The 17,082-nt window shown below is 43.2% G+C and carries 13 protein-coding genes; 2 read left to right on the top strand and 11 right to left on the bottom strand.

From position 1 onward, the window contains the following. Nucleotides 1–45: 45 nt before the first annotated feature. The 4 genes from H571_RS0112670 to H571_RS15180 all read right to left on the bottom strand — a co-directional run bounded on the left by H571_RS0112670 (nucleotide 46) and on the right by H571_RS15180 (nucleotide 6,408). The gene (locus H571_RS0112670; RefSeq protein WP_027849637.1) at nucleotides 46–3,171 is read right to left on the bottom strand and encodes an efflux RND transporter permease subunit; all 3,126 of its coding nucleotides are present in this window, start codon (nucleotides 3,169–3,171) and stop codon (nucleotides 46–48) included. An 11-nt stretch (nucleotides 3,172–3,182) separates the two neighbouring features. Further along, on the bottom strand, nucleotides 3,183–4,319 hold the full coding sequence (locus H571_RS15190; RefSeq protein ID WP_051168337.1) for an efflux RND transporter periplasmic adaptor subunit: 1,137 nt from the start codon (nucleotides 4,317–4,319) through the stop codon (nucleotides 3,183–3,185). Nucleotides 4,320–4,450: 131 nt separating this feature from the next. Then, a complete protein-coding gene (locus tag H571_RS15185) occupies nucleotides 4,451–5,443 on the bottom strand; it encodes a S49 family peptidase (protein ID WP_051168336.1) in 993 nt (330 codons plus the stop codon). Continuing rightward, the gene (locus H571_RS15180; protein ID WP_036218220.1) at nucleotides 5,440–6,408 is read right to left on the bottom strand and encodes an RluA family pseudouridine synthase; all 969 of its coding nucleotides are present in this window, start codon (nucleotides 6,406–6,408) and stop codon (nucleotides 5,440–5,442) included. The genes H571_RS15185 and H571_RS15180 overlap by 4 nt, the downstream gene beginning before the upstream one ends. A gap of 484 nt (nucleotides 6,409–6,892) precedes the next feature. Between H571_RS15180 and rne the strand changes: the two genes are divergently transcribed. Continuing rightward, entirely contained in the window at nucleotides 6,893–9,622 is a 2,730-nt protein-coding gene (gene rne / locus H571_RS0112650) for a ribonuclease E (RefSeq protein ID WP_027849636.1), read from the top strand. Between the two features lie 93 nt (nucleotides 9,623–9,715). Here rne and H571_RS0112645 read toward each other — a convergent pair whose 3' ends face one another. From H571_RS0112645 to prmB, 6 genes are all read right to left on the bottom strand, one after another. After that, nucleotides 9,716–10,159 (bottom strand): YehS family protein, encoded by a 444-nt coding sequence (locus H571_RS0112645; RefSeq protein WP_281167287.1) that lies wholly within the window; start codon nucleotides 10,157–10,159, stop codon nucleotides 9,716–9,718. A 142-nt stretch (nucleotides 10,160–10,301) separates the two neighbouring features. After that, complete coding sequence (locus H571_RS15175; RefSeq protein WP_084482840.1) at nucleotides 10,302–12,296, bottom strand: PHA/PHB synthase family protein; 1,995 nt, start codon at nucleotides 12,294–12,296, stop codon at nucleotides 10,302–10,304. 97 nt (nucleotides 12,297–12,393) lie between these two features. Next, nucleotides 12,394–12,804 (bottom strand): phasin family protein, encoded by a 411-nt coding sequence (locus H571_RS0112635; protein ID WP_156887879.1) that lies wholly within the window; start codon nucleotides 12,802–12,804, stop codon nucleotides 12,394–12,396. Nucleotides 12,805–12,953: 149 nt separating this feature from the next. Next, a complete protein-coding gene (locus H571_RS0112630) occupies nucleotides 12,954–13,199 on the bottom strand; it encodes a DUF6489 family protein (RefSeq protein ID WP_027849633.1) in 246 nt (81 codons plus the stop codon). A 188-nt stretch (nucleotides 13,200–13,387) separates the two neighbouring features. Then, nucleotides 13,388–14,488, bottom strand: a complete 1,101-nt coding sequence (aroC, locus tag H571_RS0112625) for a chorismate synthase (RefSeq protein ID WP_027849632.1) — start codon at nucleotides 14,486–14,488, stop codon at nucleotides 13,388–13,390. 23 nt (nucleotides 14,489–14,511) lie between these two features. Then, nucleotides 14,512–15,468, bottom strand: a complete 957-nt coding sequence (gene prmB, locus H571_RS0112620; RefSeq protein WP_027849631.1) for a 50S ribosomal protein L3 N(5)-glutamine methyltransferase — start codon at nucleotides 15,466–15,468, stop codon at nucleotides 14,512–14,514. 62 nt (nucleotides 15,469–15,530) lie between these two features. Here prmB and H571_RS0112615 point away from each other — a divergent pair, with 62 nt between their 5' ends. Then, nucleotides 15,531–16,100, top strand: a complete 570-nt coding sequence (locus tag H571_RS0112615; RefSeq protein WP_027849630.1) for a Smr/MutS family protein — start codon at nucleotides 15,531–15,533, stop codon at nucleotides 16,098–16,100. Here H571_RS0112615 and H571_RS0112610 read toward each other — a convergent pair. Beyond that, a complete protein-coding gene (locus H571_RS0112610; protein ID WP_027849629.1) occupies nucleotides 16,097–17,026 on the bottom strand; it encodes a 2-hydroxyacid dehydrogenase in 930 nt (309 codons plus the stop codon). The genes H571_RS0112615 and H571_RS0112610 overlap by 4 nt on opposite strands. Nucleotides 17,027–17,082 lie beyond the last annotated feature (56 nt).

Genomic DNA, 17,082 nt, shown 5'->3' with positions numbered 1-17,082 from the left:
GACTATTCTATGCTTTCATAGAGCACAAGTCACCTTTATTCCAGCTTAAGCTTCTTTACTTTTAACTAGGTTTTTCTTTCCAAAGAGCTTTTGTACAACGACAAAGAACAAAGGAATAAAGAAAATACCTAAGAAAGTACCAATTAACATACCGCCAAGTACACCTGTACCTATGGCACGCTGCGCACCAGAACCTGCACCTGTTGCTATAGCTAAAGGCAAGACACCTAAACCAAAGGCAAGCGAAGTCATAATAATGGGACGTAGACGGTCTTTAACTGCACTTAGGGTTGCTTCAATTAGCTCCATACCCTGCTCTAAATTAGCCTTAGCAAACTCAACAATAAGAATCGCGTTTTTACTGGTTAAGCCTACCGTTGCTAACATGGCTACTTGGAAATAAATATCTTGCTCCATACCACGCGCAGTATTGGCTAGCACAGTACCTAGAATACCTAGCGGTGCCACTAGCATAACTGCAGTAGGCACTATCCAGCTTTCATAAAGTGCTGCCAAACAAAGGAATACAACGAGCAAGGATAAGGCATAAAGCAAGGGTGCTTGAGAACCTGCTTCACGCTCTTGATAAGACAAACCACTCCAATCCACACTAAATCCTGCCGGTAACTGCCTTACTAAACGCTCAACCTCTGCCATGGCTTCACCTGAACTAACCCCAGGTGCTGCTTCACCCTGTACTTCCATAGCGGCTATGCCATTGAAGCGTTCTAAACGGGGTGAACCATAATCCCAACGTGTAGAAGCAAAGGCTGCAAAAGGTACCATCTCACCTTGATTGTTTTTAACCGACCAAAGCAAAAGGTCTTCAGGCGACATACGGAATTCGGCTTCTGCTTGCATATAAACACGCTTAACACGGCCTCTATCAATAAAGTCATCTATATAAGCACCACCCCAAGCCGTTGAAAGGGTTGCGTTGATTTCTGCCATAGATAAACCCAAAGCAGAAGCGCGTGCGGTATCTATATCAATTCTAAATTGTGGTGTGTCTTCCTGACCATTAGGCCTTACACGTGTTAGCAATTCACTTTGGTTAGCCATACCTAACAGCTGATTACGCGCATTTAACAAGCCTTCATGCCCCTGCCCAGCATTGTCTTTTAAGAAGAAACTAAAACCTGCTGCAACACCCAATTCAGGCATAGCTGGTGGTGGGAAGGTAAAGGCAATGGCATCTTTCAAACCTTGCCATGCACCCATAGCACGCCCGGCAACTGCACCTGCAGCCGTTTGGGGTGTAGTACGCTCTGACCAGTCTTTAAGCTTAACAAAAGCAATACCAGCATTTTGACCTACACCGCTGAAACTAAAGCCTTGAATAGTGAACACTGACTTAACACTGTCTGGCTCATTATTCATAAAGTGGTCTTCTAGCTTATAAATGCTTTCCATGGTGCGTTCTTGTGTTGCACCAACGGGGGCAATAATCTGTGAAATAAGCACACCCTGATCTTCTGGCGGTAAGAAGGAGCTAGGTAGACGAATAAACATCCAACCCATAAATACCACTAACAAAGCAAATACCAGCATAAAACGCGCAGGACGAACCAGCATACCTTTCACACCACGACGGTAGGTAGCACTACTGCGCTCAAAGTTACGGTTAAACCAGCCAAAGAAGCCTTTCTTTTCGTGTTCATCGCCTTTTTTAATGGGCTTTAACATGGTGGCACAGAGGGCTGGTGTTAAGACAATAGCAACCAGTACCGACAAACCCATAGCTGAAACAATGGTGGCGGAGAACTGACGGTAAATAACCCCAGTCGACCCCGTCATAAAGGCCATGGGTACAAATACGGCCGATAAAACTAAGCCAATACCTACCAGTGCACCAGTAATTTGATCCATCGATTTTCGTGTAGCTTCCAAAGGCGACAAGCCCTCTTCAGCCATAATCCTTTCCACGTTTTCTACAACAACGATGGCATCATCAACCAGCAAACCTATGGCTAGCACCATGGCAAACATGGTAAGCATGTTAATAGAGAAGCCTAAGCTTGCAAGTATCCCAAAGGTACCTAAAAGAACGACAGGTACTGCAATAGTAGGAATGATCGTGGCACGTATATTCTGTAAGAAAAGGTACATAACCAGGAATACTAGTACGATAGCTTCTACCAGAGTGGTGAAAACCCCTTTAATAGAAACACGTACAAAAGGCGTGGTATCAAAAGGAATAACCACTTCTAAACCTTCAGGAAAGAAAGGTTTTAGCTCTTCCATTAACTTAGCAACGTTATCAGAGGTAGAAAGTGCATTACCTCCAGACGACAAGGAAATAGCAACACCGCTAGCGGCTTTGCCATTATAGCGGGTTAGGTAGTCATAACTTTCAGCGCCCAATTCCACCTTGGCAATATCACCTAAATGCAGTAATGAGCCATCGGTATTAGCACGAATCACTATGTCACGAAATTCTTCAGCCGTTTGTAAACGATCCTGTGCATTAATGGTTGCGTTAAGCTGCTGACCTTCTCTTGCAGGCGTACCACCTAATTGCCCCACAGCCACCTGAGCATTTTGTGCCTTGATAGCAGCAATCACTTCATTTGTGGTTAAACGGTAGGTATCCAGTTTTTCTGGGTTAAGCCAAATACGCATGGCATACTTAGCACCAAACACCCGAACACTACCTACACCGGGAACACGGCTTAAAGGTTCAGCTAGGTTAGTACTAACATAATCTGAAATATCTGCACGGGACATTTTTCCATCACTAGAAACAAAAGCCAGTACCTGCAAGAAACCTGTACTTGATTTGTTTACCCTTACACCTTGCTGCTGCACACTTTGTGGCAACTGCGGCATAGCAACCTGTACTTGGTTTTGTACCTGCACTTGTGCAGTATCAGGGTCAGTACCATTAGCAAAGGTCAGACTAATTTGCGTTGCACCATTAGATGAACTGTTAGATGAAAAATACAGCAAACCATCTAAACCCGTTAAGTTTTGCTCTATCACCTGAGTAACTGAGTTCTCAACGACCTGCGCTGAAGCACCTGGGTAAGAAGCACGAATATCAATGGTTGGCGGCGCAATCGGTGGATACATAGAAACAGGCAGGTTTAAGGCTGCTAATCCCCCTGCCAACATAATAATAATTGCGATCACCCAAGCAAAAACAGGACGATCTATAAAAAAACGAGCCATGAAGCTACTCCTTATTCGGCCTTAACGGTGGTTACCGTTGCACCTGGGCGAATTTTTTGCAGGCCTGCAACAACAACACGATCACCTGCTTCAAGACCTGAATCGACTAACCACTGATCGCCAATGGTTTGATTAACTACTATCGTGCGGCGTTCAATTTGGTTGCTGCCATTCACTAGCATTACAAAGGTATCGCCACGCGCATCACGTGCAACGCTGCGCTGAGGTACTAGCAAGCCATTTTCACGCGTACCCATATTGATACGTGCTCTTACATACATACCCGGTAGAAGTAGGTGATCAGGGTTAGGCACTTCAGCACGTAAGGCAAAACTACCTGTGCTTTGGTTAACAGTTACATCAGCTAGTGTCATTCGACCTGGGTGAGGGTATTCACTACCATCTTCCAGCGTAATAACCACATCAACGTCTTCGGAACGAGATAAAGCGCCAGATTCAAGCTGACGCTGTAATCTTAACCATTCATTAGAAGATTGGTTAACATCAATGTACAGAGGGTCTAACTGCTGAATTGTTGTTAAAGCTTGAGGCTGATTGGCCGTAACCAAAGCACCACGTGTTACTGTGGAAATACTAATTCTGCCGCTTATCGGTGCGGTAATACGGGCATTGCTTAGTGTTACTTGACGACTTTGTACCGTTGCCTCTGCTACAGCTAGGCTTGCTTGCGCTTGCTCTAAACCAGTAATGGCATCATCGTAACCCTGCTGACTAATTGCGCCAGTAGCACGCAAGCTTTCTGCTCGCTTAGCCACACGTTGTGCAGAACTTAAAGAGGCTTTAGCACGCTGCAATGAAGCCTTAGCACTATTTAATTCGGCTAGGTATAGGGCATTGTCTAACTGGTAAAGCGGTTGACCTTCTTCAACTAGCGCCCCTTCAGTAAATAAACGCTGTTCAATTAGCCCACTGACTTGGGGGCGAACTTCTGCAATTAAAAAGGGGTGAGTACGCCCAGAAAGTTCACGATGCAAAGTTACTGCTTGTGTCTCCAGGGTTACAACAGAAACTTCTTGAGCAGGTGCAGCCATAGGGGCTGCAGCAGGGTTTTCTTGTTTATCACAACCCACTAGCAGGGCACTTGCTAGCAGAGTAACAAGAAATACAGGACGAAAAGGCATGCGCATAACAACCTCGTATAAAAATGGTGATGCCAAAAACCTGGCTATCTTATGGCAAATTAGACTGACCGTTCTATTCTACATAGATTTAAAATAAAGTAACACTAAACACTCAGATTTTTTCATTTACTTGCCTACTAATAACTCGGTGCAGCAAGCTCGATAAAAGCTGATTTAAACGCTGTTCCTAAACGTTTTTCTATTAACTGCCAAGGGTTAGGTTCTGGTGTGTAATTAACTAGACGCTCTAGGCCTAAGCTGCTTTGAAGACTAAACACTGAACCTAGGTCGTCAATGAGTCCTTGCTCTAAGGCCAGCTCACCATTCCAAACTAATCCAGAAAAAATTTGTGGGTTGTTGGCTAAACGCTCACCACGACCTTCTTTCACTCGCTGAATAAATTGCTGATGGGTTGAATCAAGAATTGTTTGCCAAAAAGCGCGCTGTTCAGTGCTCATTTCAGTAAAAGGGTCTAAAAAAGCCTTGTTTTCTCCTGAAGTAAATACCCTCCGCTCTATGCCTAAGCGCTCCATGGCTTCTTTAAAACCAAAACCACCAGAAACAACGCCTATAGAACCAACAAGGCTAGCACGATCAGCAAGAATAGTATCCGCAGCAACTGCAACGTAATAACCACCAGAGGCACCTAAGTCTTCAATAACAGCATAAACTGGCAACTGGGGATTAGCTTGCTTCAGTTTAAGAATACCCTCATAAATTTGACCAGCTTGTACTGGACTACCACCTGGGCTATTAATTCTTAACACCACAGCCTTAGCACCTGGGGCTTTAAAAGCACGTTGCGCACCTTGCAATACTTGTACCGCACTGGCGCGTCCGTCTGCTTCAATTGTTCCTTTAATGTCTACCAAGGCTAAATGCGCCCCACCAGTGTTACTCTCTTTGGCAGGTGATAAAAGCTGCTTTCCTGAACCAAAGACTAGCAATAAAACCGCCAGAGTTAATACACCACGAAAAATACCACCAATTAAACGGCCTCTTCTAGCACGGCGCTGCTCCAATAAAACTTCCTTCGCCCAGGCTTGCATCCACTGCTCTGGCTCACCTGTTTTTTTATGCTCTTCAACTGGCTTAGCTTGGCTAGTCCAAGGGTCTTGTTGCTCACTCATAGTTTTCCTACCTTAACCTGTTCAACTTTCTGCCAACTTTCTTCTAAGGGTGCTTCTATTGATAAGCGTTGTTGCGTTACAGGGTCTAAAAATTCTAATCGACGCGCATGTAAGAACATTCTTGGGATACCCGCACGACGAAAATGTTCATTAATTGTGTCTTTACCATATTTTGGGTCGCCAATTAAAGGAAAACCTGCTGAAGTAGCATGAATACGAATTTGGTGCGTTCGTCCTGTTACTGGCTCTGCTTCAATTAGCGTAAGCCCTTGTTGCTTCTTAATAATTTTGAAGCGTGTCAGGGAAGCCTTACCTTCTAGGTGTTCTGCAACCTTCATGCGGCGTTCACCTGAGGGTGAAGAAGCACGATCTATAGGGGCGTTTATTTCTTGTAAATTACTCGGCCAATCACCTAGCACCCAAGCTTGATAATACTTTCCCATGCTTTTTTCACGTAATTGATCTTGCAAAAAATTCAAAGCTTGGCGAGATTTTGCCAGCAGAATACAGCCAGAAGTATCTTTATCTAACCGATGCACTAATTCCAAAGCGGTTAGTTCAGGTCTGACCTGCCTTAAAGCTTCAATCAGCCCTATGCGTACACCGCTTCCACCATGCACAGCCAAACCAGCAGGCTTGTTAAAAACCATGATTTCTTCATTTTCAAAAAGCAATGCCTCACCTAACAACAACTCACGCAAACTCTTGCCTACTGGTGTTTGCGACGCTTTTTCTGCTAAACGTATAGGTGGCACTCTTATTGAGTCGCCTAGGTTTAAACGTGTATCTGCTTTAGCTCGTTTTTTATTAATTCTTACCTCGCCCTTACGGATAATGCGGTAGACAAGTGTTTTTGGTGCACCTTTAAGCTGGTTCAACAAATAGTTATCTAACCTTTGACCTACAGCATTGGCGGTTACTTCTAAATAACTGACTGCTAAAGGGGTGCCAGCGGGACTCGACATAAATCAAATTACCTAGGTTAGCTATTAAAAAATCAGCTCAGTATAACAAGCTTACAGGTCTTTTTCTGACTGATTGCTCAGCCCCATGACTGCTGGTATGATGCGGTGTGCGAAAAAGGGTAATACCCTCATGGAGCGCCTGCACCCATAGTAGATCTTGGTGGGCGACACGCAGGCCAGCACAAAACAAATTTTAAGAACGCCCGATGCCCTTATCAGGCAAGAAGAAACCGCGGCACAGGCTCGCGAGTTGTGAATTATTTATTTTTACCTTGTGCTAACTAGTAGAAATTGTAACGTTTCGATCCTATAAAATAGTTGTTTATGCGTAGCTCACCATTTAAGTGAGTAGTTTAAATGAAGCGAACGGTCTCTCAGGTTAAGCAGAAAACCAAAACCCCAATTGGCTTTTGGTGTAACAGCACAAAGAAACATAATGTAAACAACCCGCCATGTCTGGACTGCCAGAACATACGGAAACACCATGAAACGCATGCTAATTAATGCTACCCAGCCAGAAGAACGCCGGGTAGCGCTTGTAGACGGACAAAGACTTTACGATCTCGACATAGAATCTGGATCTAGAGAATCCAAAAAAGCCAATATTTATCGCGGACGCATTACCCGTGTTGAACCCAGCCTAGAAGCTGCCTTTGTTGACTATGGTGCTGAACGCCATGGTTTTTTACCGCTAAAAGAAATAGGTCGAGAATATTTTGCCAAAAGCCCGAGTGAAGGCCGTGGCAACATTCGTGACTTGGTAAAAGAAGGCACAGAAGTCATTGTTCAGGTAGATAAAGAAGAGCGCGGCAATAAAGGCGCTGCACTTACAACCTATGTTAGCCTAGCAGGTCGCTACCTGGTTTTAATGCCCAATAATGCGCGTGCTGGCGGCATCTCTCGCCGTATTGAAGGCGAGGAATGTACCGCCTTAAAAGATGCCATGAGCAACCTAAATGTCCCTAGTCAAATGGGCGTTATTGTTCGTACTGCGGGCATAGGCCGTATTAGTGAAGAGTTACAGTGGGACTTAGATTACCTAGTTAAAATCTGGGAATCAGTAAATCAAGCCGCACTAGAAAAACCAGCACCCTTCTTAATTTACCGTGAATCTAACGTTATTATTCGCGCCATGCGTGACTACCTACGTCAAGATATTGGTGAAGTGCTTATTGATAACCAAGAAGTTTACGACCAAGCACAAACCTTTATTCAACAGGTAATGCCTTCTTATCAGAACAAAATTAAGTTCTACCAAGACGATGTACCGCTTTTTTCTCGTTTTCAAATAGAAAGTCAAATAGAAACAGCTTTCCAGCGTGAAGTAAAACTACCTTCCGGTGGGTCCATTGTTATAGATCACACTGAAGCGCTAGTTTCTATTGATATCAACTCAGCACGTGCCACCCGTGGTAGCGATATAGAAGAAACGGCTCTACAAACTAACCTAGAAGCAGCCGATGAAGTAGCTCGTCAACTACGCCTGCGTGATATCGGTGGCCTAGTGGTTATCGACTTTATTGATATGAGTCCGATTAAAAACCAGCGTGAAGTAGAAAACCGTATGCGTGATGCGCTAAAAATTGACCGCGCCCGCGTACAAATTGGTCGTATCTCACGTTTTGGTTTGTTAGAAATGTCTCGCCAGCGCCTACGCCCATCACTAGGCGAAACCAGTGGCATGGTTTGCCCACGCTGTGAAGGTCAAGGCACCATTCGTGACGTTAAATCCATCGCACTTTCTATTCTTCGCTTAATTGAAGAAGAAGCCATGAAAGAAAATACCGCACAAATTCGTGCCGTATTGCCTGTAACCGTCGCCACCTTCTTGCTTAACGAAAAGCGCTCACCACTAAATGACATAGAAAAACGTCAAAACGTTGAAGTGCTTGTTATTCCTAATCCGGATATGCACACACCCCATTACGATGTGTTCCGTGTACGTGAAGATGAGTTAGCCGAAACAGATATTCAGGTTGCTAGTTATGAGCTAGACGTTAGCAAGAGTAACGATAAAGAACCTATTAGTAATAACGATAAAGCAACCGGTTTTGCGGAAGCAGCCGTACAAAATGTGATACGCACAACACCAGCACCTACTGAAGAACAGGCTAAAACCCTTAGTACCAGCAATAACGACCAAGCAACTACCGCAGAAAAAACTGCAAAGCCTAGTTTGGTAAATCGTTTGGTTAAACTTCTCTTTAGTAAACCAGCCACTACGACTGAAAAAACTGAAGTTAAAAAGCCAGCAGCTAACACAGCAAACCGTACAGCTACTGATAAAAAGCCTAACGAACGCACTAACCGTACTAGTCGCCCACGTGCAGAAAACAACCAACGGAACCCGCGTCAACGCACGGATAACCGTCGTACTAGTACGCGCCGTGATCGTGATGAAAGCACTAATCAGAACGATAACAACCGTCAGGAAACGCGTCAGCAAACAGCAGCAGCTCAGGATAGCAACACACCGCCTAAGCCTACACGCACTAATCCACGTAACCGCCGCCGCAATAAGGCAGTTACAGGTGATGCAGCCGTCGCACCTGATTTTGAAAAACTAAAAGCAAGTGCACAGCCTGCTGTGGAAGAAACAAATAGCAATAACCAACCAACTGCTGCACCAGTCGACAAAGCACCTGAAATTAAAACTGAAGCAGCAAGTGTTGAGCAACAAGCAACGCCCCCAGCAAAACAGCCTGAACCAAGTGCAAGTGAAGCAACAGACAATGAAGTTCAAGCAGTAGAAGAAAAACCTAAACGTGGTCGCGGTCGCCCAGCTAAGGCTGAATCAACAACTACAGAAGCAGAAGTAGCTGTTACAGAAACTAGCGTTACGCAAGAAGCTGCTACAGCGCCACTAACAACGGAAGCAACCGTTACAGAGCAACCTAAGGCTGAAACTCCAGTTGAAAGCCAAGCCCCTGCTACTGAAGAAACTAAAGTGAGCGAGGCTAAAGTTGAAGCGCCAGAAGTGCCTGTAACAGAAGCGTCTGTAACAGAAGCGCCTGTGGCTGAGCCTAGTGTAACCGCTACAGAACCAACACCTGAGCCTACCCAAGTGGAAGAAGTTGCTGCACCTAAAGAAGAAGCAAGCAACAACCCCTTCCCTCACTTGCCTGGCTACCAACCCTTACCAGGCCGAGCGCCTAACGACCCACGTGAAGTGCGCCGTCGTAAGAAGTTGGAAGAAGAATTAAAGGCTCAATAGGGTAATTAAAACCCACCAGCAGATTAACCGCTAGCCAACTACCTCTAGTTAGCGGTAACTACAGAAAACTCGCTCACAAGGCGAGTTTTTTGTTTATTTTTTTCTATAGTACTTTTCCATGCCATCCAGAATATTACGTAGCAGCTGATCTAAGCACCTTCGGTAATTTTTGTGCTCTGGGCTACGAAATAAGGCACTTAATTCATGTTTGCTCAAGGTAAACCCATTGAGTTGAAGCATTTGAAGCAAGTCTTCTGCCTGAAGATTCAGCGCAATTTTAAGTTTTCTTAATATAATATTGTTACTTAGCAGCTTTTCTGGCTCAGGTATTCCATCACCTTTAGGGCCTCGGTTTTTAATGATTAACCCATTTAAAAACCGTGCAAGCATGGCATCTTCACATAAAACAAAACCAGCTTCTTCTTCTCGTGCTAGCCAAGCTAGTAATTCCGGTTTATTAGCCTTGTAGCCACCTAGCTCAAATTTTGCCAACATCTGCTGATCACTAAAATCAAAGATATAGCGCACTCGGCGCAAAACATCGTTATTGTTAATAACTCACCCTCCTCTTCCCGTCTTTTCAATTAGCAGCTAGTTTTTTTATACAAAATATAAAGGGTCACTCTAAAAGAGTGACCCTTTATAAATATTTACATCTATAAGCCAACTAAGCTAGAAATTATTTTGCCTTAGGCATTTTAGCTTTCACTGTTTTGGCTTTAGGCTTAGCAGTAGAAGGCTGAGCTGCTTTCACTTCACTAGTCTTAGGTTCAGTAACCTTGGGCTCTTCGGCTTTAGCTTCTTCAGCTTTTGGCTTTTCTGCTTGGGCTTTTTTAGTGCCTATTACATCAGTAATTTTAAGCTTAACATAACTACCAGGCGCTGCTTCAATAACCTTTAGCTTACCCTTATTTGGGTCACGGGCAGCAACTTGGCTAGCAGGATCAGCATACTTGTTACTGGTAATCCACTCTTGCCAATCTGGCCACCAAGAGCCTTCATGCTTGTCTGCACCAGCAAACCAAGCATCAGGTGTTTCAGCGATTAGATCGTTAGTCCAGTAACCGTACTTAACTTTATTAGGTGGGTTAACTACACCAGCAATGTGGCCCGAACCAGATAAAACAAACTTAACTGGACCAGAGTGAACCTGTGCACCTGTATAAGTTGATTTCCATTTAGCGATATGGTCTTGAATAGTAGAGATAAAATAAGCCGGTGTTTTTATCTGGCTAATGTCTATCTTAACACCATCAACTTCTATGCCACCTGGTTGAATCAAGCGGTTATGCTGGTACATATTGCGTAAGTAAAACTTATGCATGGCTGCTGGCATATTAGTGCCATCAGTATTCCAGTAAAGCAGATCGAATGCAGCTGGGCGTTCACCTTTAAGGTAATTATTAATATAGAAAGACCAAAACAGGTCATTCTCACGTAGTAGATTAAAGCTAAATGCCATAACTCGGCCATCTAAATAACCGGTAGTATCTAGCTGCTTTTCCATTCCACGCAAACTTGCTTCATTAATAAATACACTGATTTCACCTGGATCTGAGAAATCTTGCAGAGTAGCCATATAGGTTACTGATTTAACGCGCTTGTCTTGCTTAGTTGCTGCTAGGTAAGCAACAGTTGAAGCAGTTAAAGTACCACCTATACAGTAAGAAAGTAGGTTTACATCTGCTTCACCTGTTTGCTCTTTAACAGCATCCATCGCTGCCAAAGTACCTTGGTTCATATACTCAGACCAACCATAATCACGCATTTCTGGACCTGGGTTAACCCAAGATATAATAAATACGCTATGACCCTGATCAGTTAACCATTTAACCAAGGAGTTGCTCTCACGCAAATCTAGAATGTAGTACTTGTTAATCCAAGGTGGAACAATCAACAAAGGGGTCTTGTATTGCTTTTCAGTCGTTGGCTGGTACTGAATTAACTGAATCAGCTTATTTTGAAAAACCACTTGACCAGGTGTAGTGGCAACATTCTCACCTAGGGTGAAAGCACTAGCATCAGTCATAGTGACATTAAGCCCTTCAGCACTTTGCTTCATATCACTACTTAACTGCTTCATTCCTTTAAGTAAATTCTGTCCACGCGTTTCTAGTGTACGGCGAATAACTTCTGGGTTAGTAAATAGAGAATTAGAAGGTGAGTGTGCATTCACTAGCTGACGAGTATAGAAGTCAACCTGTTGACGTGTATGATCTTCTAAACCTTCAACACCATTCACTACGTTTAATACACCGCGTGACTGAAGTAGGTAAGATTGCTTAATAAATTTATAAATTAAGTTTTCTGACCATTCAGGATCATTAAAACGACGATCATCTCTGGCTGGTTCAATTACCGCTTCAACATCCTTTTGACCTAAAAGCTCTCGTACAGTGTTCTGCCATAGATGCATTTGACCTTGCATTAAGCTCATCTGCTCGTCAAACATCACCATAGGGTTTGCAGCTAGCTGCTGTCCTAACTGCTGAAAGTTTTCACCCATATCGTTAAATATAGATGAAGACGTTTCACTTGTTCCGCCTTCGTTTTGGCTAATAAACTGCTGAATTACCGCTTGGTAGCGCTCATTAGCTTCTGTCATCCATTCAAACATTTCAGCGGGATCAAACAGGTTATGATCTGGTTGCTGATCATTCTTTTCTTCAGTCATTCACCATCTCCCTTTTATTTAGCTATAAAAAAAGAGGCACGCAGCCCCTTTTTTAACTTATTTTAACACTCTAAAGCGTTAAAACTAGTTGGATTTCTTACTTAGCAGGCTTAGCTGCAGCAGGCTTAGCTGCTTTGTCTTCAGAGGTTTTACTGAAAGCTTGAGCACGTGACTCTTCCATAATTTTTTCAATTTCACCTTTGAATTCCATGCTCATGTCAGCCATAGTTTTAGCATCTTCAAGCACTTTCTTGCTAAGTGAGCTCATCATTTCAGCTTGTGATGCGCTGTAATCACGAACACCGTCAGCATCTTTAACAGCAGTAGCTTGCTTCATCTGGGTTAAACCCATTTGGCTGTAAGCTTTTAATGCTTCTAGTTGAAAGTCAGTCATTTTTTCCATGTTTTCAACCAAAAGCGCATTAATTTTACGCATAGGGTTGTACATGTTTTTAGTCTGTTCAGTGAAAGCATTCATCATTTTTTCTTGCATGTTTTTATCTTGCATACTATTGATTCCTTTAATTAAATTTTCTTTTGAGACCTAAGCCTCTGCTATTTTTTCATAGATTTTCATCTACGCATTTAAAGATTTATATATTTTACTTTTCTCAATCCATCGAGAATTATTTTTGTTATAACTTCAGGCTAGGCAGCTTAGCTACTGCTTTGACCATAACTTGAAACCAAGTCCATCATCATCTTTTGATAACTACTTACTGAGTCAAAGCCTTGCGAAACAAAAGGTTTCAGGAGTGATAAAGGGTCATATCCATCAACCCCTGCTTCCATCTGTTCCCTTATTTTTCTCATCAACTCATCCTGAAAAGGCTGCACATCGGGTAAACCCATGGCTTTGCGAAATTCTTCAGGAGTCATTTCTAATTCTATATTGACCTTCACCAGCGCCCTCCGCCTTTATCTGTGAGTCCTTCATTAACTATTTAAGCAGTATGGCATATATAATGCAACTGCGATATAAGACTCTAGCCTTAATATAAAAGAAGCAAGGAGCTAGCTAGTGTTTTTATCTAGCTAAAGTCAATAATCAACGATTTTCTCCTAAGAGTAATCATTAGGCACCTATAAAACTAAATAACACTAGGCGGTATTACAGGTGTTAACTGTTTTACACCTGCATTTTGACCTCTGTGGCGTAATAAGTGATCTACCAATACTAGCGCCATCATAGCTTCAGCAATAGGTGTTGCTCTTATACCTACACAAGGGTCGTGTCGACCTGTAGTAATTATTTCGCAGGCTTCACCTTTAATATCAACACTTTGCCCTGGCAAGCGTAAACTTGATGTAGGTTTAAGTGCCATGCTAACAGTAATAGCCTGACCACTAGAAATACCACCTAAAATGCCACCGGCATGATTGCTTAAAAAACCAGCCTGACTCATTTCATCACGGTGTTCACTGCCCTTTTGTTCCACAGAAGCAAAGCCAGCACCTACTTCAACGCCTTTTACAGCGTTAATCGACATCATGGCATGTGCCAATTCAGCATCTAGGCGATCAAAGATAGGCTCACCTAAGCCCGGTGGTACGCCTTCCGCCACTACATCTATACGTGCACCTATGGAGTCGCCTTCTTTGCGTAAAGCATCCATATAGGCTTCCATTTCTGGCACTTTATCTGGGTCGGGGCAAAAGAAAGGATTGCGTTCAATTTCATCCCAGTTAATTTTTTCTACCTTTATTGGCCCCAGCTGCGACAAATAACCGCGCACGGTAATGCCATGTGTCTCAAATAAGTATTTTTTAGCTATAGCACCGGCCGCTACCCGCATGGCTGTTTCGCGGGCTGAGCTACGACCACCGCCACGGTGATCACGAATGCCATATTTTTGCTGGTAGGTGTAATCGGCATGGGCAGGACGAAACTGCTCTTGAATTTTGCCGTAGTCTTTAGAACGTTGGTCCGTATTTTCTATCAACAAACCTATGGGTGTTCCCGTTGTTTTACCTTCAAATACACCCGATAGAATTTTAACTTGATCAGCCTCACGCCTTTGCGTGGTATGGCGACTAGTACCTGGTTTACGTCTATCTAAATCTAGCTGCAAATCAGCTTCTGTTAACGCCATTCCAGGCGGACAACCATCGACTATAGCGCCTAAAGCTAAACCGTGACTTTCACCAAAGGTGGTGACAGTAAATAGTTTTCCAAAGGTATTACCCGACATAAATCAGCTTCCGTTTATATAATTTAAATGTTTGTTAAAGCGGCATTAAAATCTGCTTGATATTTATCTAGTTGTTCAGCAGTTAATACAAAAACACCACGGGCTTCAGATTCAAATTCAACCCATAAAAAAGGTACGTGTGGAAATAAAGCTTCTAGGTGGGTTTCACTATTACCCACTTCAACAACTAATAAACCACCATCATTAAGGTAGCGTCTTGCTTCTACTAAAATTACTCTTACCAAGTCTAAACCATCATCACCCGCTGCTAGAGCTAACTCGGGTTCTTGATGGTATTCTTCAGGCATGGCAGCTAAATCTTGTGGATCAACATAGGGTGGATTACTAACGATTAAATCAAATTTTTCATCCACTTCTAAGCCTGCAAATAAGTTAGAGGCTAAAGCAGTTACTCGCTGCTCTAAATGGTGGCGGGCAATGTTTTCTTTGGCTACTTCCAAAGCATCTTGTGAAATATCGCTTAAAGTCACTTGAGCGGTAGGAAAAGCATAGGCACAGGCAATACCGATGCAGCCACTTCCTGTACAAAGGTCTAAAATTTTGGCGGGTGGCTGAGTTTCATCGAACCAAGGCTCAAAACAGTTTAAAATTAATTCTGCAATGGGCGAACGGGGAATAAGCACCCTAGCATCAACTTTAAAAGGCAAGCCTGCAAACCAGCTTTCACCTAACAAATATGGCAAGGGGGTACGGTTTTCACAGCGCTGTTTAACAAGCCGAATAAGTTTTTCACGTTCTAATTGTGTAAGGCGTGCATCTAATAAACGTTCGTCTGTATCCCAAGGTAGATGTAAACTACCCAAAACTAGGTGTAGCGCTTCATCCCACGCATTGTCTGTTCCATGACCATAATAAAGGTGGTTTTGGTTAAAGTTAGTTAACGCCCAACGAACAAAGTCTCTTAGGGTTTGTAATTCTTGCACTAGCGAAGTGGTGGTCTGATTAGTAGTTGGGCTCATCGCTGGGTAATTTCCTAGGTTGGCGTGTTAGCATTATCTCAGTTTAACATAAGGAGTAAAAAGTGAGCCCTGAGAATAACTCTAAAGATGATCAAAATTTATTTCGTGAGTTAATGAAAGGGGTTAAACCCGTTAAACAAAACCTTGCGGATCTTGGTAAGCCACGTCGAATTAAAGACATTAATCACCAAGCTCGTCGTCAGGCTGCTACTAGCGAACCCAGCGCCTTGGCTGACTTAGGCATCTCTGATGGCCAAGTTAGGCCAGTTAATCCAGGTGAAAGCCTGCTTTTTCATGTGCCTGATCTTCCTCTACGCACCTTACAAGAATTAAAAAAAGGTCAGCTAGCTTGGCAAGAAGGATTAGATTTGCATGGCTTCACTATAGAAAAATCTAGAGCAGCGCTTAGTGAGTTTATTCGTGATGGTTACCAATCTTCAAGCCGGTGCTTACTCTTAGTTCATGGCAAAGCTTACAACCGTGAAGGTGAAGTACCTAGCATTAAATCACACGTTAACGTTTGGCTAAGGCAAATGCCTGAGGTTTTGGCTTTTTGTTCTGCCTTACCTAAGGATGGTGGCACAGGTGCGCTTTATCTACTGCTACGCACCCGAAAACGCCAAACGAACTAATAACCTAAAGTTGAATCAACCAAACCCGTGGGCTTTTCACCTTTGGCTAAACGTTTAAGGTTGTTCACCACCTGCTCAACAGCCAATTCAGGCAAAGTATAAGCAGCTATGTGAGGCGTTATTATCACTTGTGAATGAGCCCAAAAAGGATGGTTTTCTGGTAAAGGTTCAGTAGAAAACACATCCAAAACTGCCAACCTTAAATGCTGAGTGTCTAGCAGGCTAATTAAATCTTTATCAACTAGCTGCTGGCCTCGCCCAATATTAACCAAGCTGGCACCCTGGGGTAATTTCTCTAAATTAGCTTTATTTAAAATTTTATTCGTCGCTGCTGTGTTAGGTAGCAGGTTTACCAATAAATCTGTTTTTTTCAACAAGTTCACAAAACCTTCATCCCCAACAAGAACTTCAACACCCTCTACAAATGCCGCTGTTCGCTTCCAACCACTGACGGAATACCCTAGCTGGCTAAATTTTTGCGCCACCTTTATACCCAGCGTACCCAACCCTAAAATACCCACTCTGGGTTTAGTTGGGTTTTTACTGAGTTCAGGCTGCCAATTTTTTTGCTTTTGACGCTGCAAGTAGAGATCAAAGTCACCCTGTAAAGTCAGTGCTACCCATAAAAGGTAATCAATCATCTGCTGCGCCATGCCTGCATCCAATAAGCGCATAATAGGTAGGCTAGAAGGCAAGTCATCTCGAGCAACCAGGGCATCAACCCCTGCGCTTAGTGCAAAAACACCCTGTAAATTTGGAAAAGCTTTAAAAAAATTAGGCTTAGGATTCCAAACGCCTACCCATTTCACTGCTTCAGGAGCTAGCTTATCTTTTGCTGTTACTACTTGAAGCCCAGGTGCTTGCTGTTTAAAGCACTTTAACCAGTAACCCTCTTCTCGTTCATCACCAAAATGCAGGTAAAGCATGATTTCCCTCTATTTTTAAGTGGCTTTGCTAGTATCTCAAGTCTAGCCTACTAAGA

It is taken from the genome of Marinospirillum minutulum DSM 6287 (assembly GCF_000422325.1).
GTDB classification, from domain to species: Bacteria; Pseudomonadota; Gammaproteobacteria; order Pseudomonadales; family Halomonadaceae; genus Marinospirillum; species Marinospirillum minutulum.
The sequence above is the reverse complement of the archived record's forward strand: the minus strand, read 5'-3'. Positions and strand labels throughout refer to the sequence as shown.

What these genes read in the sequence shown, in the direction of transcription:
- H571_RS0112670 (WP_027849637.1), bottom strand. Translation starts at nt 3,171, where the DNA reads ATGGCTCGTTTTTTTATAGATCGTCCTGTTTTTGCTTGGGTGATCGCA.
- H571_RS15190 (WP_051168337.1), bottom strand. Translation starts at nt 4,319, where the DNA reads ATGCGCATGCCTTTTCGTCCTGTATTTCTTGTTACTCTGCTAGCAAGT.
- H571_RS15185 (WP_051168336.1), bottom strand. Translation starts at nt 5,443, where the DNA reads ATGAGTGAGCAACAAGACCCTTGGACTAGCCAAGCTAAGCCAGTTGAA.
- H571_RS15180 (WP_036218220.1), bottom strand. Translation starts at nt 6,408, where the DNA reads ATGTCGAGTCCCGCTGGCACCCCTTTAGCAGTCAGTTATTTAGAAGTA.
- rne (WP_027849636.1), top strand. Translation starts at nt 6,893, where the DNA reads ATGAAACGCATGCTAATTAATGCTACCCAGCCAGAAGAACGCCGGGTA.
- H571_RS15175 (WP_084482840.1), bottom strand. Translation starts at nt 12,296, where the DNA reads ATGACTGAAGAAAAGAATGATCAGCAACCAGATCATAACCTGTTTGAT.
- H571_RS0112635 (WP_156887879.1), bottom strand. Translation starts at nt 12,804, where the DNA reads ATGCAAGATAAAAACATGCAAGAAAAAATGATGAATGCTTTCACTGAA.
- aroC (WP_027849632.1), bottom strand. Translation starts at nt 14,488, where the DNA reads ATGTCGGGTAATACCTTTGGAAAACTATTTACTGTCACCACCTTTGGT.
- prmB (WP_027849631.1), bottom strand. Translation starts at nt 15,468, where the DNA reads ATGAGCCCAACTACTAATCAGACCACCACTTCGCTAGTGCAAGAATTA.
- H571_RS0112610 (WP_027849629.1), bottom strand. Translation starts at nt 17,026, where the DNA reads ATGCTTTACCTGCATTTTGGTGATGAACGAGAAGAGGGTTACTGGTTA.